The sequence below is a fragment of the Nocardia sp. NPDC058658 genome (genome assembly GCF_042716665.1).
Classification (GTDB): Bacteria; Actinomycetota; Actinomycetes; order Mycobacteriales; family Mycobacteriaceae; genus Nocardia.
In genome coordinates this window covers 503,352-529,873 of sequence record NZ_JBHXRR010000001.1, presented here as the reverse complement: position 1 = coordinate 529,873, position 26,522 = coordinate 503,352, and the positions used below count along the sequence as shown (strand labels likewise).

Annotated in this window: 32 protein-coding genes and 1 pseudogene; 16 read left to right on the top strand and 17 right to left on the bottom strand. The window is 67.1% G+C overall.

Going from position 1 to position 26,522, the window contains the following annotated elements:
- Window positions 1-34: 34 nt before the first annotated feature.
- The gene (locus ACFWUP_RS02590) at window positions 35-1,231 is read right to left on the bottom strand and encodes an MFS transporter (RefSeq protein WP_379230015.1); all 1,197 of its coding nucleotides are present in this window, start codon (window positions 1,229-1,231) and stop codon (window positions 35-37) included.
- 554 nt (window positions 1,232-1,785) lie between these two features.
- Here ACFWUP_RS02590 and ACFWUP_RS02585 point away from each other — a divergent pair.
- Window positions 1,786-2,064: an ADP-ribosylglycohydrolase family protein gene (locus tag ACFWUP_RS02585; RefSeq protein WP_379230013.1), complete on the top strand. Its 279-nt coding sequence runs from the start codon at window positions 1,786-1,788 to the stop codon at window positions 2,062-2,064.
- On the opposite strand, the gene ACFWUP_RS02580 is transcribed toward ACFWUP_RS02585, so the two are convergent.
- Window positions 2,061-2,561 carry a DUF6924 domain-containing protein gene (locus tag ACFWUP_RS02580; RefSeq protein ID WP_379230011.1) on the bottom strand — a complete coding sequence of 167 codons (501 nt, stop codon included), beginning with the start codon at window positions 2,559-2,561 and terminating at the stop codon, window positions 2,061-2,063. The genes ACFWUP_RS02585 and ACFWUP_RS02580 overlap by 4 nt on opposite strands.
- Before the next feature lie 29 nt (window positions 2,562-2,590).
- Window positions 2,591-2,803 carry a hypothetical protein gene (locus ACFWUP_RS02575; RefSeq protein WP_379230009.1) on the bottom strand — a complete coding sequence of 71 codons (213 nt, stop codon included), beginning with the start codon at window positions 2,801-2,803 and terminating at the stop codon, window positions 2,591-2,593.
- Window positions 2,804-2,957: 154 nt separating this feature from the next.
- Between ACFWUP_RS02575 and ACFWUP_RS02570 the strand changes: the two genes are divergently transcribed.
- Together ACFWUP_RS02570 and ACFWUP_RS02565 are read left to right on the top strand one after the other, a co-directional pair.
- Window positions 2,958-3,851 carry a helix-turn-helix domain-containing protein gene (locus ACFWUP_RS02570; protein ID WP_379230008.1) on the top strand — a complete coding sequence of 298 codons (894 nt, stop codon included), beginning with the start codon at window positions 2,958-2,960 and terminating at the stop codon, window positions 3,849-3,851.
- Between the two features lie 26 nt (window positions 3,852-3,877).
- On the top strand, window positions 3,878-4,708 hold the full coding sequence (locus tag ACFWUP_RS02565) for an SAM-dependent methyltransferase (protein WP_379230006.1): 831 nt from the start codon (window positions 3,878-3,880) through the stop codon (window positions 4,706-4,708).
- A gap of 1 nt (window position 4,709) precedes the next feature.
- Here the strand turns inward: ACFWUP_RS02565 and ACFWUP_RS02560 are convergent, their stop codons facing one another.
- The 6 genes and pseudogenes from ACFWUP_RS02560 to ACFWUP_RS02535 form a co-directional block, all read right to left on the bottom strand.
- Complete coding sequence (locus ACFWUP_RS02560; protein WP_379230004.1) at window positions 4,710-5,993, bottom strand: class I SAM-dependent methyltransferase; 1,284 nt, start codon at window positions 5,991-5,993, stop codon at window positions 4,710-4,712.
- Between the two features lie 59 nt (window positions 5,994-6,052).
- Complete coding sequence (locus ACFWUP_RS02555) at window positions 6,053-6,505, bottom strand: SRPBCC family protein (RefSeq protein ID WP_379230002.1); 453 nt, start codon at window positions 6,503-6,505, stop codon at window positions 6,053-6,055.
- Between the two features lie 43 nt (window positions 6,506-6,548).
- A complete protein-coding gene (locus ACFWUP_RS02550) occupies window positions 6,549-7,040 on the bottom strand; it encodes a CinA family protein (RefSeq protein WP_379230001.1) in 492 nt (163 codons plus the stop codon).
- Window positions 7,037-7,421, bottom strand: a pseudogene (locus tag ACFWUP_RS02545) (hypothetical protein). Before ACFWUP_RS02545 ends, ACFWUP_RS02550 begins: the two are co-directional and overlap by 4 nt.
- A 105-nt stretch (window positions 7,422-7,526) precedes the next feature.
- Entirely contained in the window at window positions 7,527-8,717 is a 1,191-nt protein-coding gene (locus ACFWUP_RS02540) for an AI-2E family transporter (protein WP_379229999.1), read from the bottom strand.
- A gap of 48 nt (window positions 8,718-8,765) precedes the next feature.
- Window positions 8,766-9,173, bottom strand: coding sequence for a MarR family winged helix-turn-helix transcriptional regulator (locus tag ACFWUP_RS02535; protein ID WP_379229997.1), 408 nt, complete (start codon window positions 9,171-9,173; stop codon window positions 8,766-8,768).
- Window positions 9,174-9,322: 149 nt separating this feature from the next.
- Here ACFWUP_RS02535 and ACFWUP_RS02530 point away from each other — a divergent pair, with 149 nt between their 5' ends.
- A complete protein-coding gene (locus ACFWUP_RS02530) occupies window positions 9,323-10,450 on the top strand; it encodes an NADH:flavin oxidoreductase (protein WP_379230930.1) in 1,128 nt (375 codons plus the stop codon).
- A 134-nt stretch (window positions 10,451-10,584) separates the two neighbouring features.
- Window positions 10,585-11,205, top strand: a complete 621-nt coding sequence (locus tag ACFWUP_RS02525; protein ID WP_379229995.1) for a hypothetical protein — start codon at window positions 10,585-10,587, stop codon at window positions 11,203-11,205.
- Here ACFWUP_RS02525 and ACFWUP_RS02520 read toward each other — a convergent pair whose 3' ends face one another.
- Window positions 11,206-11,553, bottom strand: coding sequence for a hypothetical protein (locus ACFWUP_RS02520; RefSeq protein WP_379229994.1), 348 nt, complete (start codon window positions 11,551-11,553; stop codon window positions 11,206-11,208).
- A gap of 230 nt (window positions 11,554-11,783) precedes the next feature.
- Here ACFWUP_RS02520 and ACFWUP_RS02515 point away from each other — a divergent pair, with 230 nt between their 5' ends.
- Window positions 11,784-12,827, top strand: coding sequence for a fatty acid desaturase family protein (locus ACFWUP_RS02515; protein WP_379229992.1), 1,044 nt, complete (start codon window positions 11,784-11,786; stop codon window positions 12,825-12,827).
- 2 nt (window positions 12,828-12,829) lie between these two features.
- Here ACFWUP_RS02515 and ACFWUP_RS02510 read toward each other — a convergent pair whose 3' ends face one another.
- Together ACFWUP_RS02510 and ACFWUP_RS02505 are read right to left on the bottom strand one after the other, a co-directional pair.
- On the bottom strand, window positions 12,830-13,525 hold the full coding sequence (locus tag ACFWUP_RS02510) for a DUF2993 domain-containing protein (protein ID WP_379229990.1): 696 nt from the start codon (window positions 13,523-13,525) through the stop codon (window positions 12,830-12,832).
- Between the two features lie 86 nt (window positions 13,526-13,611).
- On the bottom strand, window positions 13,612-14,004 hold the full coding sequence (locus ACFWUP_RS02505; RefSeq protein ID WP_379229988.1) for a DUF4345 domain-containing protein: 393 nt from the start codon (window positions 14,002-14,004) through the stop codon (window positions 13,612-13,614).
- An 84-nt stretch (window positions 14,005-14,088) separates the two neighbouring features.
- Between ACFWUP_RS02505 and ACFWUP_RS02500 the strand changes: the two genes are divergently transcribed.
- Together ACFWUP_RS02500 and ACFWUP_RS02495 are read left to right on the top strand one after the other, a co-directional pair.
- The gene (locus ACFWUP_RS02500; RefSeq protein ID WP_379229986.1) at window positions 14,089-14,697 is read left to right on the top strand and encodes a TetR/AcrR family transcriptional regulator; all 609 of its coding nucleotides are present in this window, start codon (window positions 14,089-14,091) and stop codon (window positions 14,695-14,697) included.
- 63 nt (window positions 14,698-14,760) lie between these two features.
- Window positions 14,761-15,903 (top strand): metallophosphoesterase, encoded by a 1,143-nt coding sequence (locus ACFWUP_RS02495; RefSeq protein WP_379229984.1) that lies wholly within the window; start codon window positions 14,761-14,763, stop codon window positions 15,901-15,903.
- Here the strand turns inward: ACFWUP_RS02495 and ACFWUP_RS02490 are convergent.
- Window positions 15,872-16,927 carry a PQQ-dependent sugar dehydrogenase gene (locus tag ACFWUP_RS02490; protein WP_379229983.1) on the bottom strand — a complete coding sequence of 352 codons (1,056 nt, stop codon included), beginning with the start codon at window positions 16,925-16,927 and terminating at the stop codon, window positions 15,872-15,874. The two genes, ACFWUP_RS02495 and ACFWUP_RS02490, sit on opposite strands and share 32 nt — an antisense overlap.
- A 72-nt stretch (window positions 16,928-16,999) precedes the next feature.
- The gene (locus tag ACFWUP_RS02485; RefSeq protein WP_379229981.1) at window positions 17,000-17,431 is read right to left on the bottom strand and encodes a PaaI family thioesterase; all 432 of its coding nucleotides are present in this window, start codon (window positions 17,429-17,431) and stop codon (window positions 17,000-17,002) included.
- 55 nt (window positions 17,432-17,486) lie between these two features.
- On the opposite strand from ACFWUP_RS02485, the gene ACFWUP_RS02480 reads away from it, so the two are divergent.
- Both ACFWUP_RS02480 and ACFWUP_RS02475 read left to right on the top strand, forming a co-directional pair.
- On the top strand, window positions 17,487-18,104 hold the full coding sequence (locus ACFWUP_RS02480) for a TetR/AcrR family transcriptional regulator (protein WP_379229979.1): 618 nt from the start codon (window positions 17,487-17,489) through the stop codon (window positions 18,102-18,104).
- The gene (locus ACFWUP_RS02475) at window positions 18,094-18,801 is read left to right on the top strand and encodes an HD domain-containing protein (protein WP_379229977.1); all 708 of its coding nucleotides are present in this window, start codon (window positions 18,094-18,096) and stop codon (window positions 18,799-18,801) included. The genes ACFWUP_RS02480 and ACFWUP_RS02475 overlap by 11 nt, the downstream gene beginning before the upstream one ends.
- Before the next feature lie 4 nt (window positions 18,802-18,805).
- Here the strand turns inward: ACFWUP_RS02475 and ACFWUP_RS02470 are convergent, their stop codons facing one another.
- Window positions 18,806-19,399 (bottom strand): TetR family transcriptional regulator, encoded by a 594-nt coding sequence (locus ACFWUP_RS02470; RefSeq protein ID WP_379229976.1) that lies wholly within the window; start codon window positions 19,397-19,399, stop codon window positions 18,806-18,808.
- Window positions 19,400-19,543: 144 nt separating this feature from the next.
- Here ACFWUP_RS02470 and ACFWUP_RS02465 point away from each other — a divergent pair, with 144 nt between their 5' ends.
- The 5 genes from ACFWUP_RS02465 to ACFWUP_RS02445 are packed head-to-tail and all read left to right on the top strand — an operon-like array spanning window position 19,544 to window position 23,797.
- Window positions 19,544-20,761 (top strand): acetyl-CoA C-acetyltransferase, encoded by a 1,218-nt coding sequence (locus ACFWUP_RS02465; RefSeq protein ID WP_379229974.1) that lies wholly within the window; start codon window positions 19,544-19,546, stop codon window positions 20,759-20,761.
- On the top strand, window positions 20,758-21,513 hold the full coding sequence (locus tag ACFWUP_RS02460; RefSeq protein ID WP_379229972.1) for an SDR family oxidoreductase: 756 nt from the start codon (window positions 20,758-20,760) through the stop codon (window positions 21,511-21,513). The genes ACFWUP_RS02465 and ACFWUP_RS02460 overlap by 4 nt, the downstream gene beginning before the upstream one ends.
- A gap of 42 nt (window positions 21,514-21,555) precedes the next feature.
- Window positions 21,556-22,311 (top strand): 3-oxoacyl-ACP reductase FabG, encoded by a 756-nt coding sequence (fabG, locus tag ACFWUP_RS02455; RefSeq protein ID WP_379229970.1) that lies wholly within the window; start codon window positions 21,556-21,558, stop codon window positions 22,309-22,311.
- Complete coding sequence (locus tag ACFWUP_RS02450) at window positions 22,308-22,760, top strand: MaoC family dehydratase (RefSeq protein ID WP_379229968.1); 453 nt, start codon at window positions 22,308-22,310, stop codon at window positions 22,758-22,760. Before fabG ends, ACFWUP_RS02450 begins: the two co-directional genes overlap by 4 nt.
- Entirely contained in the window at window positions 22,760-23,797 is a 1,038-nt protein-coding gene (locus tag ACFWUP_RS02445; protein ID WP_379229966.1) for a phosphotransferase family protein, read from the top strand. Before ACFWUP_RS02450 ends, ACFWUP_RS02445 begins: the two co-directional genes overlap by 1 nt.
- Window positions 23,798-23,804: 7 nt before the next feature.
- Here the strand turns inward: ACFWUP_RS02445 and ald are convergent, their stop codons facing one another.
- Entirely contained in the window at window positions 23,805-24,905 is a 1,101-nt protein-coding gene (gene ald, locus ACFWUP_RS02440) for an alanine dehydrogenase (protein WP_379229964.1), read from the bottom strand.
- A gap of 120 nt (window positions 24,906-25,025) precedes the next feature.
- On the opposite strand from ald, the gene ACFWUP_RS02435 reads away from it, so the two are divergent.
- Window positions 25,026-25,529, top strand: coding sequence for an Lrp/AsnC family transcriptional regulator (locus tag ACFWUP_RS02435; RefSeq protein ID WP_379229963.1), 504 nt, complete (start codon window positions 25,026-25,028; stop codon window positions 25,527-25,529).
- A 2-nt stretch (window positions 25,530-25,531) separates the two neighbouring features.
- Here ACFWUP_RS02435 and ACFWUP_RS02430 read toward each other — a convergent pair whose 3' ends face one another.
- Window positions 25,532-26,434, bottom strand: coding sequence for a helix-turn-helix transcriptional regulator (locus ACFWUP_RS02430; RefSeq protein WP_379229961.1), 903 nt, complete (start codon window positions 26,432-26,434; stop codon window positions 25,532-25,534).
- Window positions 26,435-26,522: the final 88 nt, after the last annotated feature.

Sequence of the window (26,522 nt, the reverse complement as noted above, 5' to 3'; positions counted from 1 at the left end):
CTCCTTCGACGAGGCGGATCTTCAGTGGGAGGACTTACTCGACGGCGTGCAGCTTGACCACGGTGTAGACGAGCGCGGCCAGCGCGGTCGCCGCGAGCAGCAGCAGGCCGACGGTGTAGCTGTGGCTCGCCTCGTTGTAGGTGAGGCCCATGATCAGTGGCGGGAAGTAGCCGCCGAGACCGCCTGCCGCCGAGACGATTCCGGTGACACTGCCGACGCTCGAAGTCGGTGTGCGCCGTGCCACCCACGCGAACACCCCGCCGGTTCCGATGCCGAGGAACAGTGCCAGCGTGATGAACGTGGCCGCGGAGGCGACGTCGGCGGGCGGTTTGAAGGCGGCGATCACGGCCATCGCCGCGGTGCCCGCCAGCGAGGTGACCACGATGTACTTCGGCGCGATGCGATCCGACAGCGCGCCACCGATGGGCCGGGCGATCACCGCGGCGAGCGCGAAAGCCGCCGTGCGGGTGCCCGCGTCGACCGCGGAGAAGTCGTACACGTTCTTGATGTAGGTCGGTAGGTACGAGCTGAACGCCACGAAACCGCCGAACACCACCGCGTAGAGGAACGACATCTCCCAGGTGACACCGAGTTTCATCGCGGTGCGCAGTTTGGGTACCACGGGGTCGGTGTTCGGGGTGAAGTCGGGGGAGTCGCGCAGGAACAGGATGCACAGCACCGCGGTCACCGCGAGGACCGCGGCCACGATCAGGTGGGTCGGCAGCAGCCCGAACCAGCGCACGAACCGCGGCGTGAAGAACGCCGACACCGCCGTGCCGACCATGCCCGCCCCGAACACACCGGTCGCGAAACCGCGCCGGGCAGGCACGTACCAGGAGTTGGCGAACGGAATGCCGACGGCGAAGATCGTGCCGGGAATGCCGAGCAGGAACGCGAACACCAGCATCAGCGGATACGACTCGATGCTGCCCGCGATCCCGACCGCGACCACCGGCACGATCGAGGCCAACGACACCCCGATGAACATCTTCCGGCCGCCGATGCGATCGGTGAGCGCACCCGACACGATCCGGCCCAGCGAGCCGACCAGAATCGGCATCGCCACCATGATCGAGGCCGCCATACTGCTCAGCGCCATCTTGTCGGCGTAGTTGGGCGACAGGGGGCCGATGAGATTCCACGCCCAGAAATTGATGGCCGATACCCAGGTGGCCAGGGCGAGATTCAGGGTCGGCGACCCGGTGCGTACCGCTGCTCCAAGCGAGGTCACCCGCTCAGGAAACCACACGCTTCACCGGGCACAACGTCGAACACGCAACAATTCAGCAACCCACTCTTCCTCGTTAGAACCGGATCTGCCTGCGAATTCGGACAAGCAGGACCTCGACGTGGTGCCATTGGCAAACAGACCGTCACACTGTGGGCTGAGCCGGTTCGGCTCTGACATGGCTTACAGTCAGTTGGCACGGAGAACGTCAGAGGGCGGGCCGGACTCGGTTGGTTAACTTCACTCGGCGGGTAGCGGGTTCGAGTCCCGCCGGTCATCGAGGATGGCCGTAGCTCAAGGGTCAGAGCTGCCGACAACAACCCGGTCGAAACGCACACGCCCGCCCTCTCCCGTGCGCTGATGGCTGTCCGATACCGCGGCGACAACTCCGTGCCGATCCGCGGCGACGAGGTCCGGTGGGGCTGTCACACCGGCTGGATGAACCCGGAGAGAAGGGCGCGGGCGCTGGGTTCGCTGCGCGGAGTGGCGGTGGGGGACGGGTTCGGGGCGTGTTTCGACGACGTGATCAATCATGGCGCGTTCCGGTCTTGCGACTCATGCGCCACAAGGGTTATCACTGGCAGGAACTCGCTCTCCAGGCGCGGGAAGGTCGAGGGTCCTGGGGCAACGGTGCCGCTATGCGGGTGGCGCCGCTGGGGGCGTGGTTCGCTGACGACCTGGACCGGGTCGTCGACGAAGCCACGGCGTCAGCGATGGTCACTCATACCCATCCCGATGCCGTGGCCGGCGCCGGTGTCCCGCCTGACTGGTTCGCGCGCTGCGAGCCGCTACCTGAATGGGTGTGGCTCGCTGCGGGTAACGGGCCTTCGACCTAGAACCCGCGGAAGACACCGTTCGGGTCGGTCGCATACGCGAAGCTGTCGAAATCCATGTTGGAGAGGGAGAGGTTGTTCTCGACGCCCCACATTTGGGTCGGGATCACCCTGAACGTTCGACCTCGTCGGTGGCGGGTTTCTTCGGGCCCGGTGCCCACCACCAGAATGGGGTGTTCTGGGTTGGTGATGGCTTCGGTGTCAGCGATGAACACGAAGTACGGGAGCGCGTCACCGATTCTGTCGAGGAGAGCGGTGATCGACAGGCCGTCGTTGTCGGGATTGTCGACGCAGGTCAGGTTGGCCGCGAAATCGGAGTCCTCGCCCTCGCCGGGCGCCATTGCCGCTGCTGCGGTGTCACGCCACGCGGCGTCGTCGCCGAAATCGGTGCGGATGAGCAGGGAAACGTTGCTGCCGAGGAAGTCGTCGAGTTGACGCCCGGTTCCCAGTCTTGCGCGGAGATCGGCATCGGATCGGCCCTGTGGCGACGTCATCGACATCGCACCAGCCTACGTGGCCTGGTGCTGGGTCACGCCGAGCGTGCCTGGAAGACCTCTGGTGGGTCGAGTAGTCGGGCATCCTCGAGTTCGCGTTCGATCGCGGCTGCGGCGAAGTGCATGCCGGTGCGGCGTAGTTGCGCGATTCTGTTGTGTACCTTGGCGATTCCGTAGGACCGGACAACCTCAGCGATCCCGACCCGGCGGCTCGGGTCGACGACGAATCCCACAGCCGTGTCACTCATTTCCATCACAAGCCCCCAACGGAGATTCCTATCGATCCCACCAGAAGCTTAACGCCTTGCACGTGCATCTGCACGTGCAAGGCGTTACCCGTCCAGATGGAAAAGGTTGTGGCACACTCGGGTTCGCGAAGAGTTGATGCCGACAGGAGTGGTCGTGGGTGAGGATGTGAGCGCCGTCGTCGGCGCGTGCGGCGGGCAGGACTCGGCGGAGGATCCTGCTCTGCTGCGCCGGGTGCTCGGGGTGCGGCTGCGGCGGTTGCGGGAGGCGGCCGGGATCAGCGGGGATGCTGCCGGTCGGGCGATTCGGGCCTCGCATTCGAAGATCAGTCGGCTCGAGGCCGGTCGGGTGAGCTTCCGGGCCGCCGACGTCGATGATCTGCTGACCGCGTACGGGGTGCGTGATGTCGAACTGCGCAACGAGTATCGACGGCTTGTGCAACAGGCCAACGGGATCGGGCGGTGGCACACCGGTGCGGATCTGACGGTCGAACGGCCGGACACCTACCTTGCGCTCGAGGATGCCGCAGCTCTGATCCGGTGCTATGCGCCGAACCTGCTGCCCGAATTGGTGTGGACGCCCTCCTACGCGCACACGGTCTACACGATCGCCGACCGGCGACCGGACATCCAGCGCCGCGTCGAAATGCTCGCGCAGCGGCAGCAACTGCTCACCCGCGAGGATCCGTCGAGGGCCTGGTTCGTCATCGAGGAGTCCGCATTGCGCCGCCCGCTCGGCGGTGCCGAGGTCTGGCAGGGACAGATGGAACATCTCGCCGAGCTGGCGCAACGCCCCAATGTCACCGTGCAGGTGGTGCCCGATCATGTCGGTGGCCCGGCCATCAGCGGCACGCCCTTCACCGTGTTGCGGTTCGCGGCGCCCGAATTGAGCGACATCGCGCACTATCAGCACTTGGCCGGCCCCCAGTTCCTCGAGAAGCCCAGCGAACTGGATCGATTCAATGCGGTCTGGGATCGGCTGTGCGTCTGCGCCTTTCCGCCCGAGCGAACCACTGAGCTGCTGGACACGCTCGTCGACCTCTCCCTGTAGCGAACCTCGATCAGAACAGAGATTCCATGTCCGACAACGCCTTCGGTGCCGCATTGTCCACCGACATCGACACCACGATCGCCCACGAAGCACGCGTCTACGACTACTGGCTCGGCGGCAAAGACAACTACCCAGCAGACCGGGCGCTCGGCGACGCCATCGGCCAGCACGTCCCGGCCATCAAGACGATGGCGCGCGCCAACCGGGCCTTTCTCGGCCGCGCTGTCCGGCACCTGGTCGGCGAGGCGGGGATCACCCAATTCCTCGACATCGGCACCGGAATACCCACGGCCGGAAACACCCACGAGGTCGCGCAACAGCTGGATCCCCAAGCGCGGGTCGTCTACGTCGACAAGGATCCGATCGTGCTCGCGCACGCCCGCGCGCTGATGAGCAGCACCCCGCAGGGCCGCACCCGATTCATTCACGCCGACCTGCACGACCCCCGGTCGATCCTCGATCACCCCGACCTCGCCAGCACCCTCGACCTCGGCGAACCGGTTGCCATCATGCTCGTCGCGATCATGATGTACTTCCCCGACAGCGACCGTCCTCGCGACATCGTCGCCGAACTCCTCGATGCCGTCCCGTCCGGCAGCTACATCGCGATCACCCACCCCACCGCGGATTTCGCACCCGAGGCGGTGGCCGGAGTGACGGCGGCCGCGCATGCCGCGGGCATCTCCTTCCACCCCCGCAGCCACGCGGAAACCAGCGAGCTGTTCGCCGGAACCACCCTCATCGACCCCGGCCTGGTTCCCGTCGCGGCCTGGCGACCCGAACTCACCGACCGCCCCGTCGCTGTCGCCGAGGCCGAAAGTGCTTGGTACTGGGCAGGTATCGGTCGCAAACCCTGAGCTAGCCCCAGGTGCGGCGGGTGGCGGGCATGGCGGCGTCGCCCGAAACCTGCGGCACCACACCGAGTACCTGGTGGATTCCGAGTCCGCTGTCCTCGAAACCCAGCGCGGAGGCGGCCATGTAGAGCCGCCAGATGCGAGCTCGCCCTTCGCCGACGAGTGAAACCGCTTGCTCCCAAGCGTTTTCGAGATTCGCGACCCACTGGCGAAGCGTGAGCGCGTAGTGCTCGCGCAAGGACTCGACGTCACGAACCTCGAATCCGGCTCGCTCCATGGCCAGGACGACCTCGCCCACATCGACGAGTTCGCCGTCGGGGAAGACGTAGCGCCCGATGAAGGAGCGATTCTTCATGACGGAACCGCCGGGGGAGGAGATGGCGTGATTGAGCAGCCGTCCGCGCGGGCGCAGGAGTGCTCGCAGGGTGTCGAAATACTCGGCGGCCCGCGCGGATCCGACGTGTTCGAACATGCCGATCGAGGAGATGGCGTCGAACTCCTCGCCACGCAGGTCCCGATAGTCGGACAGCCTGATCTCGACGTTGTCCGACAGCCCGGCGTCGGCGACTCGCTGCCGGGCGAGCTCGACCTGCGCGCTGCTGATCGTGACGCCGACGACCTGCGCACCATAGGTCGACGCCGCGTGGATCGCCATGGAACCCCAACCGCATCCCACGTCGAGCAGGCGCAGACCCGACTGCTCGGCCAGACCCAGTTTGCGGCAGATCAAGTCGTGCTTGGCGCGCTGGGCGGCTTCCAACGAGCCGTCGTCGTCCGGCACGAACCGCGCGCAGGAGTAGGTCATGCTCGGTCCGAGAACCAGGCGGTAGAACTCGTTGCCGACGTCATAGTGATGACTGATCGCCGCCGCGTCGCGGCGTTTGGTGTGCAACGGCCCGCGCGGGGGCCGTGCTTCCTCTGGCGGTGGTGGGGGTCGGCGGCCCAGCGCTCCGAGTTGGCGTGCCGCACCGATGGCCTGCCAGGTCGCGCCGAGCCCGAGGCGGGCATCGTTCGGTGCGGTCGATTGGAGGGCGCGAAGCATGGTGAAGATATCGCCGTCGAGATCGACTGTGCCGGACACGAATGCACGCGCGAGGCCGAGTTCGCCGGGCGCCCAGATCAGGTGGCGCAGGGCGTCCTCTGATCGCACGCGCATCGTGCCGGGGCCGGCACCGTCGGGTTCGATCGTGCTGCCGTCCCAGAACTCGAACCCCACCGCAGGGTGCGGGCCGAGGGTGGCTCGCAGCAGAGGTTCGAAGGCGTCGGCGATCGTGGCCTGGTTGCCCATCAGACCACTCTGGCGCGCCTCGAGGTGCTGGTATGGCAATGACGCGGGTTGGGTTCGCGTCAGTCGTTGGCGCACCGGTACCCGCCCTGGGCGAGATCGGCGAGCCGCGACAACGACTCGCGGTTGCGTGGCCCGAGCAGTAGCGACTCGATGGCATCCGGTATCAGTCGACCCGGCCCGCGAACAGCTCGTTCGAACATGACCGCCTCACAGGACATCGAGTCGATGGCACGCAGCTCCACGCGGACCACCGCGGCGCCGATCGGCCAGGCCCTGGCGTCGAGTTCGATGGAGTGCGGGGCGTCGAGGGAGGAGACCGAGGTGGTGTCCTGGATGGTGCAGGGCCAGGGGCCGACGCTGTGATGAATGCGCGCGCCGACAGCCGGCCAGGTGTCGTCCACGTCGCGGATGTGGGAGGCGCCGACCACCCAACTCGCATACGACCAGCCGTCGGCCAACACCGCGAACACGTCGTCTATGGGGGCGTGGATGGTGCGTGTCACCTGAACCATGTCGTGGTTACCTCCTCGGCCGATTTCGAGCGGAGCTAACTGGCTATACCCGGTTGTCGTCGGCTGACACCGGCGACGATCGGGTCACCGCTTGCGCCATGGACAACAGCAATTCGAGCGCGTACTGCACCGAGCGTTCGACGACGTCGGCGGGATCACCGTCGAACTGCCGGTGTTCGGCGCGCGCATCGCCGCGCGAAACCACACAGAACCAGACCGAACCGGGTGGCTCACCGTCCTGCGGATCGGGGCCGCCCGCACCGGTCGTCGCGACGGCGATATCGGCGTCCATCAGCGATCGCACCCCTTCTGCCATCGCTGTCGCCGCGGTCTCGGACACGACCGGCACATCGGGAACACCCAGCACCTGCCGTTTGACTTCGGTGGCATAGGCGACCACCCCACCGCGAAACCACACCGCCGAATCCGGTGCCGCACCAAGGGCCGCGGCGACATTGCCCGCCGTCAACGACTCGGCAACGGCCACGGTGATCCCACATCGTTCGGCGAGCTCAGCGAGTCGGCGTGCGGTCACGGTGCGTCCAGCACGCTCGCCGGAACGCCGTAGGGGAGAAAGCGGACGCGACGGCGATCGTCGGTATTGTCGCGGTGGGCGCGCAAGGCCTCGAGCTCGTTCGGGAAGACCTGGTCGATCCTGGCCTGGCCCGTCCTCCTCGACTGTGTAGATCGCCCACACGCCGCTGCCGGTCGCACCGGTGGTCTCGTCCTCGGGAGCGGGCGGGCGTTGTGGCCCGACGAACTGGCCGAGCAGCGAAGACAGCGCGCCGACGCCGACTTGATCCACCCGATTCAGATAGGCGCCTGCCTTTCCCAACAGGTCGCTGAGCTCGGCTCCTGTCCCGCGCAGTGCACGTTCGAAGTCTTCCGGATCGATGCCGAACGGCCCATTTGCCATCGCGTGCCCTCCTGAGGACGAGTTGGCTTGTCTCTCCACAGTGTCCTCGCCGATCGGCGGCTTCGCCATGATCTGACGACCTGGGATGAACGGCGGGTCCCAGGTTTACGCGCTGGCACCAGGGGAGGTGGGGCCGACCACGGCGTCGTCGACATCGGGCTTGTCGATTTCTTCTGGTTCTGATCCGGTCGCCGCGTCGATCTGCTCGCCGATATAGCGGATGACCACCGCGATCATCGCGACCACCGGTACCGCGAGGAACGCGCCGGTGATGCCGTAGAGGGAGCCGCCCGCGGTGACGGCGAGCAGCACGATCACCGCGTGCAGTTCCATGCTGCGGCTCTGCAGAACGGGTTGCAGCACATTGCCTTCCAGCTGCTGCACCGCGATGACGACACCGAGCACGATCAGCGCCGTAGTGAGCCCGTTGCCGACCAGCGCGACGAGCACAGCCAGCGCACCGGCGACGAAAGCGCCGACCATCGGGACGAATCCGCCGACGAAGGTGATCACCGTCAGCACCATCGCCAACGGAACATCGAGGATGAACAGGGCCGCGCCGATGCAGACGGCGTCGACCATGCTGACGATCGCCTGGGTGCGGATGAAGCCGCCCAGGGTCGCCCAGACTCGTTCCAGGACGGCCTCGACGTGGCGGCCGCTGCGGTCGCCGAGCACCCGGTGGGTCCAGGGCAGGAACCGCGAGCCGTCTTTCAGGAAGAAGAACACCAGCACCAGGACCAGGAACACGGTGATCAGGACCGAGGTGGCAGTGGACACGCCGCTGAACACCCCGTTGGCGATCTGCGCGCCGCTGGACTGGAGGCGCGTCACGATCGCGTCGACCGCGGAATCGAGTTGCTCGTCGCGAATGTTGAGCGGTGGGCCCTGGATCCAATCGCGGACCTGGTTCACCCCGTCGGTGGCCTTGTCGGCGAGTTCGGGTGACTGATCGGCCACCGAGGGCACGATCAGCGCGATGACCCCGGCCAGCAAGGCGACGAATCCGAGCAGCGTGGTCGTGGCGGCGAGCGCGGGCGGCCACCTGTGTTTCGTGAGCCAGTGCGACAGCGGCCACAGGACCGTGGTGACCACGATCGCCAGCGCGACGGGCAGGATCACCACCCACAGTCGGCCGGTGATCGTGCCGAGCACCCACGCGCCCGCCGCGATCGCCACGATGCACAGCGACCATTTGGCCAGCCACAACAGCCCGCCGCCGATCACTTCCCCGCGCTCACGGCCCGTCTTCGGGTTCGGTTGCGCACCACTGGTTTCTTTCCCCTGCCCGCTCACGCCGTCAGTCTGGCACGAACGTCGGGTCCGCTCTAGTCGCTAACCGATTCAGGCAGGTCGGTCGGCGCGCTGAGGGAGGAAAACCCGTTCCAGCAGCGAGTGCAAAGCATCTCGGTCCTGATCGCTCAGCCTGTTCAAGCCGTCTTGGGTGACGCGCATTTTCGCCCGGATCGCGTCGGTGACGCGCTCACCCTCCGGCGTGATGACGAGATTGGTGACCCGCCGGTCGGCCGGGCTGGCCGCGCGCTGCACGAGGCCGCGCTTTTCGAGCCGGTTGATGATCCCGGTGACGTTGGAGGCATCACAGGACAACTTCTCCGCCAGCGCGCGCATCGCGACCGGGCCCCGGCGCAGCACGGTCAGCGTCTTGCCCTGGCTCGCGGTGAGGTTCTCGCTGGCCGCCGCGGCGATGAAGTCTCCGGAGAAGGCGCCGAACGACACCGAGAGCAGCTCCATGAGCTGATCGGTATCGAAGCGGGGAGTCGCTGCCATGAGTGCCAGTTTATGCGCAGAAACTTGACTATCTCAAATATCTGTCTCTAGCGTGGAGGTATTGCTTGAAGTTCTCAACCATCGAAGTTGTCAAGTACTACGAGGAGTATCCAGTGATCGTCACCGAGTCCGAGGCCTCCCGCACGGCGGAGATCCTGTCACGGCCCATCACGCTGAACGGCCTGACCGTCCCGAACCGCATCGCGATGGCGCCGATGACGCGCATGTTCTCCCCGGGCGGTGTTCCCGGTGACGACGTCCGCTCGTACTACGCCCGGCGCGCCGCCGCCGGTGTCGGCCTGATCGTCACCGAGGGCACCTATGTCGGCCACGAGTCGGCCGGGCAGAGCGATCGGGTGCCGCGGTTCCACGGCAAGGAGCAGTTGGCCGGGTGGGCGAAGGTCGCCGCGGACGTGCACGCTGCGGGCGGCACGATCGTTCCGCAGCTGTGGCATATCGGCATGGTGCGCAATCAGGGCGAGGCGCCGTACCCCGACGCGCCTGCCGTCGGTCCCTCCGGTATCCGTGTCGACGGCACCGAGGGCATGGGCAAGGCCATGACCCAGCGTGACCTCGACGATGTGATCGGCGCCTTCGCCGGCGCTGCCGCCGATGCGGAGCGGATCGGGTTCGACGGCGTCGAACTGCACGGTGCCCACGGCTATCTCCTCGATCAGTTCCTGTGGGCGCGCACGAACCGCCGTGACGACAGCTACGGCGGTGACGCGGTGGACCGGACGAAGTTCGCGGCCGAGATCGTGGCCGCGGTCAAGGCGGTCGTCTCGCCGGAATTCCCGGTGATCTTCCGCTATTCGCAGTGGAAGCAGGACGCCTACGACGGTCGTCTCGCGCAGACCCCGCAGGAGCTCGAGGCGATCCTTGCCCCGCTCGTCGCCGCCGGTGTCGACGCCTTCCACGCGTCTACCCGTCGCTACTGGCTCCCGGAGTTCGACGGCTCGGACCTGAACCTGGCGGGCTGGACCAAGCAGCTGACCGGCAAGCCAACCATCACCGTCGGTTCGGTCGGCCTCGACGGTGACTTCCTGCAGGCGTTCCGTGGTCAGGGCGCCGAGCTCGGCACCCTCGACAATCTCCTCGACCGCATGGAGCGCGACGAGTTCGACATGGTCGCCGTCGGCCGTGCGCTGCTCCAGGACCCGGAGTGGGCGGCCAAGGTCCTCGCGGGCCGGGTCGACGAGCTGAAGCCCTACGACGCGGCGGCGCTGAAGACGCTGAGCTGAGGTTCGCGACCCGCGGTACCGCTGGTGTGGCGAGCGACACCAGCGGGTGCGCGGTTGATTTCGTCGCCGCTGCGTAGTCCGTCCCAGTCGGGGTATGCGCTGAATACTTCTGTTCGGCGATGCTGGGAGGCGTCATGGTGGATGTAGACGAGAAAGTCTCGACCGGCCGCGGCGGACGGCTGCGGATTCCGCGGAGCCGGGGCGCGTTGGGCGGGCTTGCGGTGCTGCTCCTCGGGATCTGGGGCGCACTCATCCCGTTCGTCGGCCCGTATTTCGATTTCGCGTACACCCCCGACGAGGCGTGGGCCTGGACGTCGGCGCGCGGCTGGCTGCAGGTTCTGCCGGGTGTCGTCGCGATTGTCGGTGGGCTGCTGATGCTGATGAGCCGCAACCGACTCGTCGCGAGTTTCGGTGGCTGGCTGGCGGTGGCCGCGGGCGCGTGGTTCGTGATCGGGCCGTTCCTGGCCGCGCTGCTGCGGCTCGGCGACATCGGCGAACCGGTAGCGACCACGGATCTGAAGCGCGCACTGCTGCAGCTGACGTTCTTCTACGGACTCGGCGCGCTGATCCTGTTCTTCGCCGCGAGCTCGCTGGGACGACTGTCGGTGCGCAGCACGCGAGACATCGCCTTCGCCGAACGCGTCGGTGCCGATCAGCGCCGCGTGGTCGAGAAGGAGGAAGTGGTTCCAGACGGCGGCGCCCACACCACTACCGGCCGACTACACCCCACCGACATCCGGCACCGGCCGGTCTGATCAGGCCGCTTTGACGGTGACCATGGTGTCGGCGCTGGGGAAGTCGAGCACGCGGAGGCGGCCGGTGACCAGGTCGACGGTGTCGGCGACGACTCGACCGGCACGGCGGGCGTCATCGGCGAAGCTCGTGCTGACCACCCGGTAGCTGCGCTTGGTGGTGACCACGACATCTCCTGGCTGCAGCGACCCGGCCGCGGTGGGGGGCTCGGTCGTGGTCGTGGGCTGAGCCGGTTTCCGTATGAGCTCGATCAGTTTCAGCAACCTGTTCTCCACACTGTGCAACGTCCGCCAGGACGTCCCGTTCGCCGGATGCGCGAACGGAGTCGAGCTGTTTGTACCCAGCCTCATCGCGTTCGAACCCTCGGGTTTCGGGCATCCATTCGCCTGCCTCCGCGCACAACCCGCCGTAGCGCACTCGCGCGAATATCACTCCGCGGTCCGATTCCGTCTCATACCAAGGGATTACGGCTGACGAGAAATCGGTCGATAGCGTCGAACGTACTGAAATCGGCGCCCTTCGATCAACCGTCGCGACGGAGAAATGGTGGCGTCTCCCACTCAGCTCAGTAGGAAGACCTATGACGACACCTGCTCTGGTCCCCGAGTCCACTCCACGAGCACCCCGGCGCGGCGCCGACGGTGACTACGCCCGGTTGCTGCGCCGCATCTCGGAAGCCGGGCTGATGAACCGCCGTCCCCGCTACTACGTCATCCGGATGAGCCTCGTCGCAATCGCGTTCGTCGGCAGTTGGGCGGCGTTAGTTCTGGTCGGTGATTCGTGGTGGACGCTGCTGGTCGCGGCGTTCATAGCCGTGACATTCGCCCAGGTCGCGCTGGTGATGCACGATGTCGCGCACCGCCAGGTGTTCCGGCTGCGCCGGCCGACCGAGCTGGTGGGGCGCATCGCGGGCAATGCCGGCATCGGCCTCGGTTACGGCTGGTGGCAGGACAAGCACACCCGTCATCACGCCAACCCGAACCACGAGGAACTCGACCCCGACGTCGCGCCCGACATCCTGGTCTGGTCTCAACAGCAGGCCCGCGCCAGCCGCGGTCTGCCCCGCCTGATCGGGCGGGCGCAGGCGTTCCTGTTCTTTCCACTCCTGCTGCTGGAGGGGCTCAACCTGCATGTGGCGGGCGTGCGCGCGCTGCGCAATCGCTCGGTCAAGCACCGTGGCTGGGAGGGCGCGCTGCTGTTCGGCCACTTCGCCGTCTACCTGACCGCGCTGTTCGCGGTGCTGCCTGTCGACAAAGCGCTCGTGTTCTTCGTCGTCCATCAGGGCCTGTTCGGCCTCTACATGGGCTGCATCTTCGCCCCCAACCACAAGGGCATGCCCACCCTGACCGGCGACGATCGCCCCGATTACCTGCGTCGTCAGGTGCTGACCTCCCGCAATGTGCGCGGTGGTGTGGTCACCGACCTCGCATTGGGCGGACTCAACTATCAGATCGAACACCACCTGTTTCCGAGCATGCCGACGCCGAACCTGCGGCACGCCCAGGTGATCGTCCGCGACTACTGCGTCGAAATCGGCGTCCCGTACCACGAGACCGGGCTGATCGCCTCGTACCGCGAGGCGTTGACCCACCTGCACCAGGTCGGGGCCCCGCTCCGCTCGTGACGTCAGGGCAGGTCTTCGAACCGGACATCGTGCGCGACGGCGGTGGCGTGCAGGCCGTCGTCGCCCGGTTGGATCGCGGTCAGGCGCGCGCCGAGCGGCAGTTCCTCGAGCGGGACGACGAAGGCCAGGGATTGGCGCACCAGCGCCAGCGAGACGGTCGGCCCGCCGCCCACGGCCTGCACGGAGACGGGCGTGACCTCGATGCCCGCCTCGGTAAGCGCAACGGTGGCGAAGACCGTCGCGGGCACCGAGAGCCCCGCCACCTTGAACGTCCCGGTGGCCCGCAGCCCCTCCGGACTGTTGGAGATCGACTCCACCCCCGACGGTGCGAAACGCTGCACGACATCGAAGGGAACCACGGCCGTCGCGGTCGCCGTACCCGCGACGAGATTCGAGGTCCGATTGCCGATCACGTCGGCCAGCGGCGCGGAGACATCGGTGAGCGCGACATCGAGATTGCGCACCGAGATATCGCCCCCACTCCAGTCGCCGATCCGGATGTCGATCTCGCGATAAGTGCCGTCGACAGCCTGCGTCAGAAACGGAAACCCACCGATCTCGACGTCGGGTTGCCGCGGAAGGTTGTACTCGGCAGCAACCTTGCGCCCGATCTCGTTCTGCGCCACCACAACTCCGACGCGATCGCCCACCACCAGCGTAATCGTCAGCACCACGATCAATATCAGCAGCGCGCGCATACATTCACCATCTCGCCCATCCCCCCATCATGGCGCGAATCCCGGACCAGTGGCGATTTCGACCCGCCACCGGCCGTGCGCACGCCCTAAGCGGGGACTGAGCTCGCGTCGCGCTCGAACCGCCGCACGAGAACCGCATGCGCTACCGGGATCACCAACTCGACGGGAATCATCAGCACGTAAAACCCGTGCGGCGCCCCCGCCACCACCCACGCCAGGATCCGGGCCAGCCCACCGAGAAAGAACAACAACCCCAACCCATCGATCACCCTGGCCCGCCCCACCACATCGCCCGCCGCCCAGACGAACGCCGCACCGTACGCGGCGAAGAGCACATTGTAGAACCGCAGATCCGACTCCATCGTGGCGTTGACCTCACCGCCCCCGAAATAGGTCACCTGACCGAACAGCAAGTGCGCCAACGCAATACCCACCACGACCACACCGAACACCCGAAGCCACACCTGGAACACCCGCATCGCGAACCCCCTTGTTTGACAAATGTCTAATAGATCTACGGTAGCTGTCACAGGCCGCTCAGGACAACCCCTACACTGGGCTCGATGCCGCCTCGCCGCATGACCCCGGACGCTCGTCGCGCACAGCTGCTCGACGTCGGTGAACAGCTCTTCAGCACCGAGCCGTTCGATGAGGTGTCGATGGAGCAGATTGCCGCGAGCGCCGGTGTCACCCGGGCTCTGCTGTATCACTACTTCCCGACCAAGGCCGATTTCTTCGCCGCCATCTGGCATCGCGCACACGACAGCCTGCGCGCCACCGCCCCCTTGCACGCTGCCGCGACAGTGCGCGAAGGCCTGCTCGCCACACTGACCGGCTACCTCGACTTCTACGCCCGCAACCTGCCCCTGGTCCTGATCGCCAACCGTAGCTCGATCGCCGGGTCGCCCGTTGTCCGCGAGCCGATCGACGCCACCTTTCGCACGCTGTGCGCGGCAATCCTCGACGCCACCGGTGCCACCGGACACCACCGCGAACTTGCCGAGGCGGCGTTCGCCGGCTGGGTGGCGTTCGTCCGCGAGACAACCCTGGCCACCCTCGTGGACCGGACCATCACCCCCGAAGACAACCTCGCGCTGTGCACCGCGGCCCTCGACGCCACCGTCGGAGCGCACGCCGATCTGTACGCCGCGGCGCGCGGGACGGTCCGGTGAGGGGGCCGATCCGGTGCCTGAAATGATCGGTGGTGGCGTGCTGCCCGGTGGGGGTGGCCTTGGGTGGAACGGGAAATCGTGGGCTCCGCTGTGGTTCTGATCGTGGTTGTGCTGGTGGTGGCGGTGATGTTCGCGGTGCCGTGGTGGGTGTTGGTTGCCGCGCCGACCGGGCGGAGTGGGCGGCTGTATCGGGTTGGTTCCGGGATTTGTGTGGCCGGTTTTCTGGGTTTGCCGGTCGCCATGTTCCTGGGGCACGGGCCGGCGCAGTCCGACCTGGCGTCGATCGTGGGGGACATGCTGCTCGGGGTGTTGTGGGTGGTGTTCGTGTGGTCGGTGATCGGGGCGGTGGTGCGGGGTGGGCTGAGTGTTGCCGGGGTGAAGGGGTTGGGTGTGAGTAGGGGGGTTGCGCTTGCGGTGGTGGTGATCTCGGTGGGGCTCACCGGGTACGGGGTGTACGAGGCGCGGCGGGTGCCGCAGGTCGAAACTGTCGACATCGCGATTCCGGGGTTGGCCGAGGGGCTCGACGGGTTGCGCGTTGTGGTGCTCACCGATACCCATTTCGCGGCGATCGATCGCGAGGGATGGTCGCGTGAGGTGGTCGAGGTGGTCAATGCGCAGCGGCCCGATCTTGTCGGTCTCGCGGGGGATCTCGTCGACGGGTCGGTGGAGCGGCGACGCGATCAGGTCGCTCCGCTGGCCGATGTGCGAGCGCCGCTCGGCCGGTTCTACATCACCGGCAATCACGAGTACCTCGATGACGCGCAGAGCTGGATCGACTACATGGCCTCGATCGGCTGGCAGCCGCTGCACAACGCCCACCGGACCGTCGAACGCGACGGAGGCCGCCTGGTTGTCGCCGGTATCGACGACGCCACCGCCGACGCGCCCGGCCACGGTCCCGATCTGCCCGCCGCGCTCGCGGGCACCGACCCCGATCTGCCGGTCGTCCTCCTGGCCCACCAGCCGAAACAGGTTACCGACGCCGTCGCGGCGGGGGTCGAACTGCAGATCTCCGGGCACACGCACGGCGGTCAGATCTGGCCGTTCAACTACCTGGTCCGGCTCGATCAGCCCGTCGTCTCCGGCCTGAGCCGACACACGAACACCCAGCTCTACACCAGCCGCGGCACCGGCTACTGGGGTCCGCCGATGCGGGTGTTCGCGCCGAGTGAGATCACCGTGCTGGTGTTGCACCCGCAGCGGTGAGTCGGACGATGCGGTCGTCCCCGGGAGCGGGGTCGCCGCGTCCGTCGGTGTTGTTCGTCAGCACCCAGAGCGACCCGTCCGGTGCGACGGCCACATCGCGAAGGCGCCCGTATTCGCCGACCAGGCTTTCGGTCGAAGATGAGAGGTTGTCGAGCGGTATTCGACGTAGCCGCTCGCCGCGCAGATTCGCGACAAACAGCGACCCGTCGACATTCGTCATCCCGCTGGGGCTGGCCTCGGCCGGTTTCCACTGCTGAACGGGATCGATGAAACCTGCCCGCCCGGCGATGCCCTCGACCTCGGGCCACCCGTAATTGCCGCCGGGTTCGATGAGATTGAGTTCGTCCCAGGTGTTCTGGCCGAATTCGCTGGCGAACATCCGCCCGTCCGGCGTCCAGGTGATGCCCTGCGGATTGCGGTGACCGTAGCTGTAGACGAGCGACCCCGGTGTCGGATTGTCGGCCGGCGCTTGCCCGCCCGGCGTCATGCGCAGGATCTTCCCGCCGAGGCCGGCGCGATCCTGGGCACTCGGTCGATCGCCCGCATCGCCGACGGTGGCGTACAGCATTCCGTCGGGTCCGAACGCGATCCGGCCGCCGTTGTGGTTGGCGGCGGCAGGCAGCCCGGTGAGAATCGTCGTGCCGTCGCCGAGTGCGTGGTTGCCCGGCTGTCCGGTGAGATCGAATCGTTCGATGCGGTTGTCGTCCGCGGCGGTGTAGTAGGCGAACAGCTGCCCCGCACGCACGGCGAGACCGAGCAGACCGCCTTCACCGGAAGCCTCGACGCCGTCGATGACCCCCACCTCGAATTGTGTTCCGTCGCTGCCGATTTCGAGAATCCGCCCGCTGTCCCGTTCGCTCACCAGCGCGGTGGTGCCGTGGAAGGCGATCGACCACGGGGCGTCGAGATCGTCGGTGATGGCGGGGAGGCGCTCCGGTGGGCCGGTGCTCGGCCGCTCGTCACTCGGGGCGCACGCGCACAGCACACCGAGCGTGACAAGAAACGCGGTAGTGCGGAACTCCATGAGTCGAGGGTAAGCGAGCTGTTCGACGGCCTGCCAGGTGCTGCGAGTTCGGGTGTTCGCAGCACCCGGGGGTCACCCGACCTTGTACGTCCCCGCGCCCGCGGCGATGAGACGACCGTCGTCGGTGGCGACGATGTCGACCCGGCAGGTGCTGAGTTGGCGGCCCGCGCGCAGTCGAGTGCCGATGATGTCGACGCTTTCGGCGTGGGCGGGCTGGATGAAATCGATCGACATCGAGACCGTCACGCCGCGCAACTGTTCGGGCAGCCGGTCACCGGCCCACGACGCGGCCATGATGCCGATATCGATGCAGCCCGCGAGAGCGCCGCCGTGCACCATGTTGCCGACCGTGACGAGCTCTTCGCGGAACGGCATCCGCAGGCGAGCTCGACCCTCCTCGATATCGACGAGTTCGATGCCCATGTACCGGACGAAGGGCGACTGCGGCAGGAACAAGGCCATGGCTTCGCTGCCGGTGCGGGGGAGTTGCGGGGAGAGGGTCATCGGGACTCCTATCGGAAGTTGACTACGATATCGGAACGAGACTACGGTATCCAGTATGACGTTGGAAGCCCCCACCGATCGACGCAAACGTCGGACCCACACCGCGGTACTCGATGCCGCCCAGGTCCTGTTCCTTCGAGAGGGCTACCGCGGCACCACGATCGATATGCTCGCCGCCGAAGCCGACGTGGCGGTCAGCTCGATCTACGCCAACTTCCGCGAGGGCAAAGCTGACGTGTACGCCGCGCTGGCCTGGCGCATCGCGACCCTGCACGCCGACGCGATGTCCGCACCGATGACCGGTGAATCGACCCCGCGCGACGAGGTGGCCGCCGTCTACGACCGCTACGTCGCCTTCCATCGGGAAAACCCCTTAGCGCTGCGAATTCTCGCGCTCACCGACATCGACGTCGGCGAATCCGAACTGGCGACGGCTGCGAAGGCGCGCATCGACACCGTGCTCGGCGGCTTGATCGAATCCTTCGCCACCACAGTGAAACTGGTGGGCTGCGACGTCGAACCCCATGCGCTGGTGATGGTTTCGTGGGCTGCGGTGAACGGGGCCTACTCCCTGTTCCAACGCCGGGTCGTCGACGAATCGACTCTGCAAGCCATGCTCGGCATCGCCCGAGCCGACCTGCTTTCCCACGTAGGAGATAACCGTGCGTCGTGACGGCGAACTGAGTTTCCAGCAGCAGATCCGCACGGCGGGTTCAGCATTGGCGATCCAGACCGCGGCCCTACCGCATCTGATCCGAGGGCTGCGTGGGGAGGGTAACGGTGCGGAGTGGACAGCACCGGATTCACGACTGTGCCGCTCCGCCCTGGACGAAGCCACCCAGACACTCACCCCCGCGCTGCTCGCCCACAGCCTGCGCTGCTGGGAATTCGGCATGGCCCTGGCGCAATTGGACGACCTACGCCCAGATCCCGAGGCCCTCTACATCGCCTGCGTGCTCCACGATGTCGGCGTCGGCGAACCGGCTGATCCCGCCGTGGGGTGCTTCGCGTTGCTCGGCGCACGCCACGCCCGCACCTTCGTGCTCGACCGCGGCGCCACCCCCGAGCTGGGTGAGTGCGTCCACACCGCCATCGCCCGCCACCTGGACCCCGCGACCCCGCGTGACCATGGCCCGGAAGCGGCACTGCTGCACGACGCCGCCCACCTCGATGTCACGGGTTTGCGTGCCCACCAACTGGATTCGCGTCAACTCGCCGTCACCGTCGCCCGCCACAGCAGGGCCGGATTCGCCGCCGAGTTCACCGCCGCCATGCGAGACGAGGCGCGCATCAGACCGCGCTCGACCGCGGCGACGCTCTGGTACTCGGGCATGCGGGTGGCGATCGCGCTCAACCCGTTGGATCGCTGACGGCTCAGCGCGCCCCAACGATACGCAAGGCCATGTCGGCGTAGGCGGCGGCGATGTCCTCAGGGCTCCAGTCGCCCTCGTCGCGGTACCAGCGGGCGATGTCGATACCGAGCGAGAGCAGCGCGACCCCGGCGATGCGCGGGCTGGGCGTGTCGAAAACGCCTGCCGCGACACCACGTTCGACCAGATCGCGGATCTCCCGGTCGATCCGGTGGCGGATGGCGAGGATCTCCGCGTAGTGCTCAGGCGTGAGCGCGGACAGTTCGTAGTTCACGACCCGGGCGCCGGTGTGGCCCCTGGCATGATGAGCGGCGAAGGCGTGCACCACATTTCGAAGCGCGGTGGCCGGTTCGTCGGATGACTCGACCCCCTGCAGGACGAGGTCGAGTGTTTCCTCGTGCCCGGACCGCGAGATCAGATAGAGCAGCTCTTCCTTCGATTTGTGATGCACGTAGACCGCGGCGGGACTCAAGCCGGCGGCCGCGGCGATATCGCGCGTGGTGGTGCCGTTGAAGCCCTTCTCGGAGAAAGCGGCGATGGCCGCGTCGAGGAGACGCGCGCGGGTCGCGTCGGAGCGGGCTTCTGTCGTATCGGTCATCGCGGGCTCATTATCTCGCCCTGGAATCGCCTTCCTCGGAGCAGGTGGTGTGACGTGGATTACAGAGATCGGCATATTGACGCCCACCGCCGACCTGTTGCACCATGCTGACTAAGCAAGCGCTTACTTAATTGAGGAGATTCGATGCCGGAAGCCGTAATCGTCGCCGCCGCCCGTTCCCCGATCGGCCGGGCAGGCAAGGGGTCGCTGAAGGACATGCGCCCCGACGACCTGACCGTGCAGATGGTCCAGGCGGCATTGGCACAGGTACCGGCGCTGAACCCCGCCGAGATCGAGGACCTGGTACTCGGCTGCGGGCAGCCCGCGGGCGAGTCGGGCTTCAACATGGCCCGGGTGGTCGCGGTGTTGGCCGGCCTCGACGCGGTGCCCGGCACGACCGTCAACCGCTATTGCTCGTCGAGCTTGCAGACCACCCGCATGGCCCTGCACGCGATCAAGGCCGGTGAGGGCGAGGTCTTCATCTCGGCCGGTGTGGAGACGGTGAGCCGCTACTTCAAGGGCAACGCCGACGGTCTACCCGACACCCAGAACCCGTCCTTCGCCGACGCGGTGGCGCGCACCGAAACGCGGGCCGCGGGCGGCTCGACCTGGGCTGATCCGCGCGTCGACGGGCTGACGCCCGATGTGTACATCGCGATGGGGCAGACGGCGGAGAACGTCGCCCAGTTCACCGGCATCACCCGTGCGGAGCAGGACGCCTTCGGTGTCCGGTCGCAGAACCTGGCGGAGAAGGCGATCGCCAACGGTTTCTGGGCGACCGACATCACTCCGGTGACGTTGCCGGACGGCACGGTGGTCAGTGCTGACGACGGTCCGCGCGCGGGTGTCACCCTGGAGGCGGTGTCGGCGCTGAAGCCGGTGTTCCGTCCCGACGGCACGGTCACCGCGGGCAACTGCTGTGCGCTCAACGACGGCGCGGCCGCCCTGGTGATCATGTCCGACACGCGCGCGAAGGAACTCGGGCTCACCCCGCTGGCCCGGGTCGTCAGCACCGGCGTCTCGGCGCTCTCGCCCGAGGTCATGGGCCTGGGCCCGATCGAAGCGTCCAAGAAGGCGCTGCAGCGCGCCGGTCTCACCATCGATGACATCGACCTGGTGGAGATCAACGAGGCCTTCGCGGTGCAGGTACTCGGCTCGGCCCGCGAGCTCGGCATCTCCGAGGACAAACTCAATATCAACGGCGGCGCGATCGCAGTGGGACACCCGTTCGGCATGACCGGGGCGCGGATCACCAGCACCTTGATCAACTCACTTCGCTTCCACGACAAGCAGTTCGGCCTCGAGACCATGTGCGTCGGCGGCGGCCAGGGCATGGCGATGGTGCTGGAGCGTCTGTCGTGACCGGCCGTTTCGCGGGCAAGACCGCGATCGTGACGGGGGCGAGCCGGGGCATCGGTTTCGGCATCGCTGAGCGCCTTGTCGCCGAGGGGGCGAAGGTCGTGATCACCGCCCGCAAACAGGACGCGCTCGATGACGCGGTCGAGCAGTTGGGCGGTGCGGAGCATGCGCTCGGGGTGGCCGGACGCGCCGATGACACCGATCATCAGGCCGATGCCGTGGCCCGGGCGATCGAGGCGTTCGGCAGCGTCGACCTGCTGGTGAACAACACCGGTATCAACCCGGTGTACGGGCCGATGATCGAGATGGATCTGCCAGCTGCCCGCAAGATCATCGAGGTCAACTGCCTCGCGGCACTGTCGTGGGCGCAACAGGTGCACAAGGCGTGGATGGGTGCGCACGGCGGCGCGGTCGTCAATGTCTCCTCGGTCGCCGGGTTGCGGCCCGCGCCGGGCATCGGTTTCTACGGTGCCAGCAAGGCGATGCTCACCTACATCACCCAGGAACTGGCTGTCGAGCTCGGCCCGAACATCCGGGTCAACGCGGTGGCACCGGCCGTGGTGAAGACCAAGTTCGCCACCGCGCTCTACGAGGGTCGCGAGGAGGAAGTCGCCTCGACCTACCCGCTCAAGCGGCTCGGAGTCCCAGAGGACATCGCCGGCGCGGTGACGTTCCTGCTCTCCGCCGACGCCGCCTGGATCACCGGCCAGCTGCTGGTCGTCGACGGCGGCATGACCTTGACCGGCGGCGTCTGAAACACCCACTCGCACAAACACATCGAACCCACCAGGAGTGACATGAGTACCACCAAGACCGCGATCGTCACCGGTGCCGCCCGAGGCATCGGCGCTGCCGTAGCCCGCCGCCTGGCCTCGGACGGATTCGCCGTCGCCGTCATCGATCTCGACGAAGCCGCCGGCAAACCGGTGGTCGCGGAGATCGAAGCCGCAGGTGGCCGGGCGATCGCGATCGGCGCCGACGTCGCTGACGAGGCCGCCGTCGAAGCGGCTGTCGAGCGGGTCGCCACGGAGCTCGGGGCGCCCACCGTGCTGGTCAACAATGCCGGTGTCCTACGCGACAACCTGCTCTTCCGGATGACCGCCGATGACTGGGACACGGTCATGAACGTGCACCTGCGCGGGTCGTTCCTGATGACAAGGGCGGCCCAGAAGTACATGACCAAGGCCGGTTTCGGCCGCATCGTCAACCTGTCGAGCACCTCGGCGCTCGGCAACCGCGGCCAGGCCAACTACGCCGCCGCCAAGGCCGGGCTGCAGGGCTTCACCAAGACCCTCGCCTTCGAACTCGGCAAGTTCGGCATCACGGCGAATGCGGTCGCACCCGGCTTCATCGAAACCGAGATGACCGCGGCGACGGCGGCACGCATGGGTGTCGCGTTCGAGGACCTCAAGGCTGGAGCGGCAGCGGAGATCCCTGTGGCGCGCACCGGTGTGCCCGACGATATCGCGCACGCGGTGTCGTTCTTCGTCAGCGAGGGCGCCGGTTTCGTCTCCGGACAGGTGCTCTACGTCGCGGGCGGGCCGAAGGCATGAGGAACTTCCAGGGCATCGACGAACTCGTTGGCGCGGTCGGCACCCACCTCGGCTACTCCGAGTGGCACACCGTCACCCAGGCCCAGATCGACACCTTCGCCGACGCTACCGGCGACCACCAGTGGATCCATGTCGATCCGGCGATGGCCGCACACGGCCCGTTCGGAACCACCATCGCGCACGGCTACCTGACACTGTCGCTGGTCCCCGACCTGGTCGGCCAGGTGTATCGCGTCGAGGGCGTCCGCATGGGAGTCAACTACGGCGCCAACAAACTTCGGTTCCCGGCACCGGTGCCGGTCGACTCGAAGGTTCGCGCCGGTGTCGAGTTGCTGTCGGTGCAGCCGGGCGGCGGCGGACACCTGGTCACCGCGAAGGTCACCGTCGAACGCGAGGGCGGCGACAAGCCGGTGTGCGTGGTCGAGACCGTTTCGCTCGTGGTGGTCTGATGGGGACGGATCTTCCCGGGCTCGATCTCGACCGCTTCTCGGCGTGGTTGCGCAGCGAGATCCCAGGAGTCGATGCGCCGGTCAGCGGTCGGTTGATCGCGGGCGGGAAGTCGAATCTGACCTATGAGGTCACCGATGGCGCCCGACAGTGGATCGTTCGTCGACCGCCGCTGGGGCATGTGCTGGCGACCGCGCACGACATGGCGCGCGAATACCGGGTGATGGCGGCGCTGCAGCCGACCGCGGTTCCGGTGCCCGAGATGTACGCGTTGTGTCAGGACTTCGAAGTGCTCGGCGCGCCGTTCTATGTGATGGAGCGCGTCGAAGGCATCCCGTATCGCGATGCCGCCGAGTTGGTCGCGCTGGGACCCGAACGGACCAGGGTGATTTCGGCCGGTCTGATCGACACCCTCGCCGCGCTACACGCTGTCGACCCGGCAGAAGTCGGACTTGCGGACTTCGGTCGCCCGGCGGGTTTCCTTGCGCGCCAAGTGAACCGGTGGCGCAAGCAGCTCGACGCATCACACACCCGCGACCTGCCCGCGGCCGTCGAACTGCACGCACGCCTGGCCGCCGACGTCCCCGCCGAGTCGCCGGTCGGGATCGTGCACGGCGACTTCCGGCTGGACAATGTGCTGACCGACGCCGACGACCGGCCCGCCGCCGTCATCGATTGGGAGATGGCGACTCTCGGTGACCCGCTCACCGACTTGGCATTGATAGTCGTCTACGGCCGCCTCGCCGCCGGAACCTCGGCCAATGCGAACGTGGCGGACGCGTCCGTGGCGCCCGGGTTCCTGTCCGAAGCCGAGATCATCGCGCGCTACACCGAGCGCAGCGACCGTGATATGTCGCGCTTCGGCTTCTACCTGGGCCTGGCGGCCTTCAAGCTCGCCGCGATCCTCGAGGGCGTGCACTACCGCTACCTGCACGGCCAAACAGTGGGCGCGGGTTTCGACAGCATCGGCGACGCGGTCGAACCGCTGCTCGAAACCGGCCTCGTCGCACTGAGTTCCGATCAACCCAGCGCGCGATAGGGGTTGCTCACCCGCCCTGTGCCACGAGGTCATGGGCGGCGGCGACCGGGACGTTGGTGACGTGGCCCGCGTGGGTGTTCAGGCCGAGGGCGAGGCTGGGGTCGTCCGCGCACGCGCGTTCCCGGCCCTTGTCGGCCAGGGCCACCACGTAGGGCAGCGTCGCGTTGGTGAGGGCGTAGGTGGAGGTGTGCGGCACCGAACCCGGCATGTTGGCCACGCAGTAGAACGTCGAGCCGTGGACCGGATAGGTCGGGTCCGCGTGGGTGGTCGGGCGCGTGTCCTCGAAGCAACCGCCCTGGTCGACGGCGATATCGACCAGCACCGAACCCGGCTTCATCTGCGCGACCAGTTCGTTGCTCACCAGTTTGGGTGCGGCGGCGCCGGGGATCAGGACCGCGCCGATCACCATGTCCGCCGCGCGCACCTCCTCGGCGATGGCCAGCTTCGACGACGCCAACCCGTGCACGCGATTGTTGTAGCGCCAGAACGACATTCGCAACTTGTCGAGGTCGGTGTCGAGCAGCGTCACGTCCGCGCCCATTCCGAGGGCGATATTGGCCGCGTTCTGGCCTGCGACACCGGCGCCGATGATGACCACCTTGGCCTGGTCGACCCCGCCGACGCCACCGAGCAGCACCCCGCGACCGCCGTAGGGCTTCATCAACGCGTGCGCACCGACCTGCGGCGCCAGACAGCCAGCGACCTCCGACATCGGGTACAGCAGCGGCAAACCACCGGAGGGCAATTGCACGGTCTCGTAGGCGATGGCCGTAACCCGTTGTGCCAGTAGCTGTTCGGTCAACGGCCGATCCGCGGCCAGATGCAGGTAGGTGAACAGGATCAGCCCTTCGCGCAAGCGGTGGTACTCCTGCTCGACAGGTTCCTTGACCTTCAACACCAGGTCCGCGCCCGCCCAGACATCATCGGCGTCGGCGAGGATCTGCGCGCCCGCAGCCAGGTATTCGGAATCCGGAATCGATGAGCCCACCCCGGCCCCGGCTTCGATGATCACGGAATGACCGTTCGACACGAGTTCGTGCACCCCGATCGGCGTGATCGCGACGCGAAATTCGTTGTTCTTGACTTCCTTGGGGACACCGATGCGCATGATTGCTGCTCCTCCAGGATGCTCGGGTTCTGCTATGAGCATCGAGAATTTCTGCGGCAATCGTCTATAACTCCTGCACAAGCAACGGAATTTGTTACATATACCGAGTATTCTGCGGTGATGGCGTCGCCACAGCAACACCAATCGCACCCCGTGCAGCCGTTCCGCGGGTCGCCATCGAACCTCGACGACATCGACCGCCGCCTACTCGCCGAACTCGCCGAGGACGCCCGCGTCCCCAACAACGTCCTGGCGGCCCGGGTGGGCATCGCCGCCTCCACCTGTTCACTGCGACTACGCAGGCTCCGCGACCTCGGCGCGATCCGCGGCTTCTACACCGACATCGCCCTGGAGGCACTGGGCCTGCCGATCCAGGCGATGATCTCGGTCCAGGTCCAACCGGCCGCCCGCGCCCGCATCGGTGAACTCAGCACCAAGCTCGCCGCACTCCCGGGCGTGGTGAACGTGTACTTCCTCGCAGGCACGGTCGACTTCCTGATCCAGGTATCGGCAGCCTCCCCGGACGCGCTGCGCGAGTTCGTCACCCAGGAACTCAGCGCAACCCGCGAATTCGCCTCGACCGAAACAAGCCTGGTCTTCGAACACATCCGAAGCACCCATTGAGATCAGGTGTGTGGTTCCGCGGGGGACGGCACGGCGAGGTTGGTCGCGGCCCAGTTGGCCAGCAGGGTCATGGCATCGGCTGAGGGGCTGGCCGGTTCGGGGCTGTAGAAGGTCAGCACCAATCCCGGTTCGGCCGGGAGCGGCATCGTCTCGTAGCCGACCTCGATGTCACCGACCACGGGGTGGTGGAAACTCTTGGTGCCGGTGTAGTGCAGGCGCACATTGTGTTTGGCCCAGCGGGTGCCGAATTCCTCGCTACGCGTGGACAATTCACCGACCAGGTCGGAGATGGTCCGGTCGTAGGGGTCGCGTCCGGCGTCGGTGCGCAAGAGGTTGACGGCGTTGTCGGCGGCCCGGTCCCAATCGGGGTAGAAGTCACGGGCTTTCGGGTCGAGAAAACAGAACCGCACGAAATTGACCGGTTTGCTCAGGTCGGGGTGCAGCGGGTCGGGGTACATGGGGGAGTAGAACGCGTGGGCCAGTCGATTGGCGCACACGAGATCCTGGCGGGCGTTGCGCACGAACGCGGGCACGGTCGAAGCGTCGAGTAACCGTTGCACCATCGGCCGGGTGGTCTTGGTGCGGCGCGGGCGGGTGCGGCGCGGACCGGTGGTGATCGCGCGGTGCAGGTCGAACAGATGGGAACGTTCGGCTTCGTCGAGTTCGAGTGCCCTGGCGATCGCGTCGAGCACCGGCGCGGACACACCGGTGACCTTGCCGCGCTCGATCTGGGTGTAGTAGTCCACCGAGAGCCCGGCCAGGGTGGCGACCTCCTGGCGGCGCAAACCCTTCACCCGGCGCTTGGCGGCGTCGTAGACCGGCAACCCGACCTGGTCGGGAGTGATCTTGGCGCGGCGTGACGCGAGGAACTCCCCGATCTCGGCGGCGCGTTGCTGGCTGTCCATACCTGCGAGGCTACGGCCCAGGTCACGGCCTGTGCCAGGTGCTGTGAGGGGGGTGCTGCCGGCACCCCTCTGATCCTCGCCTCCCACA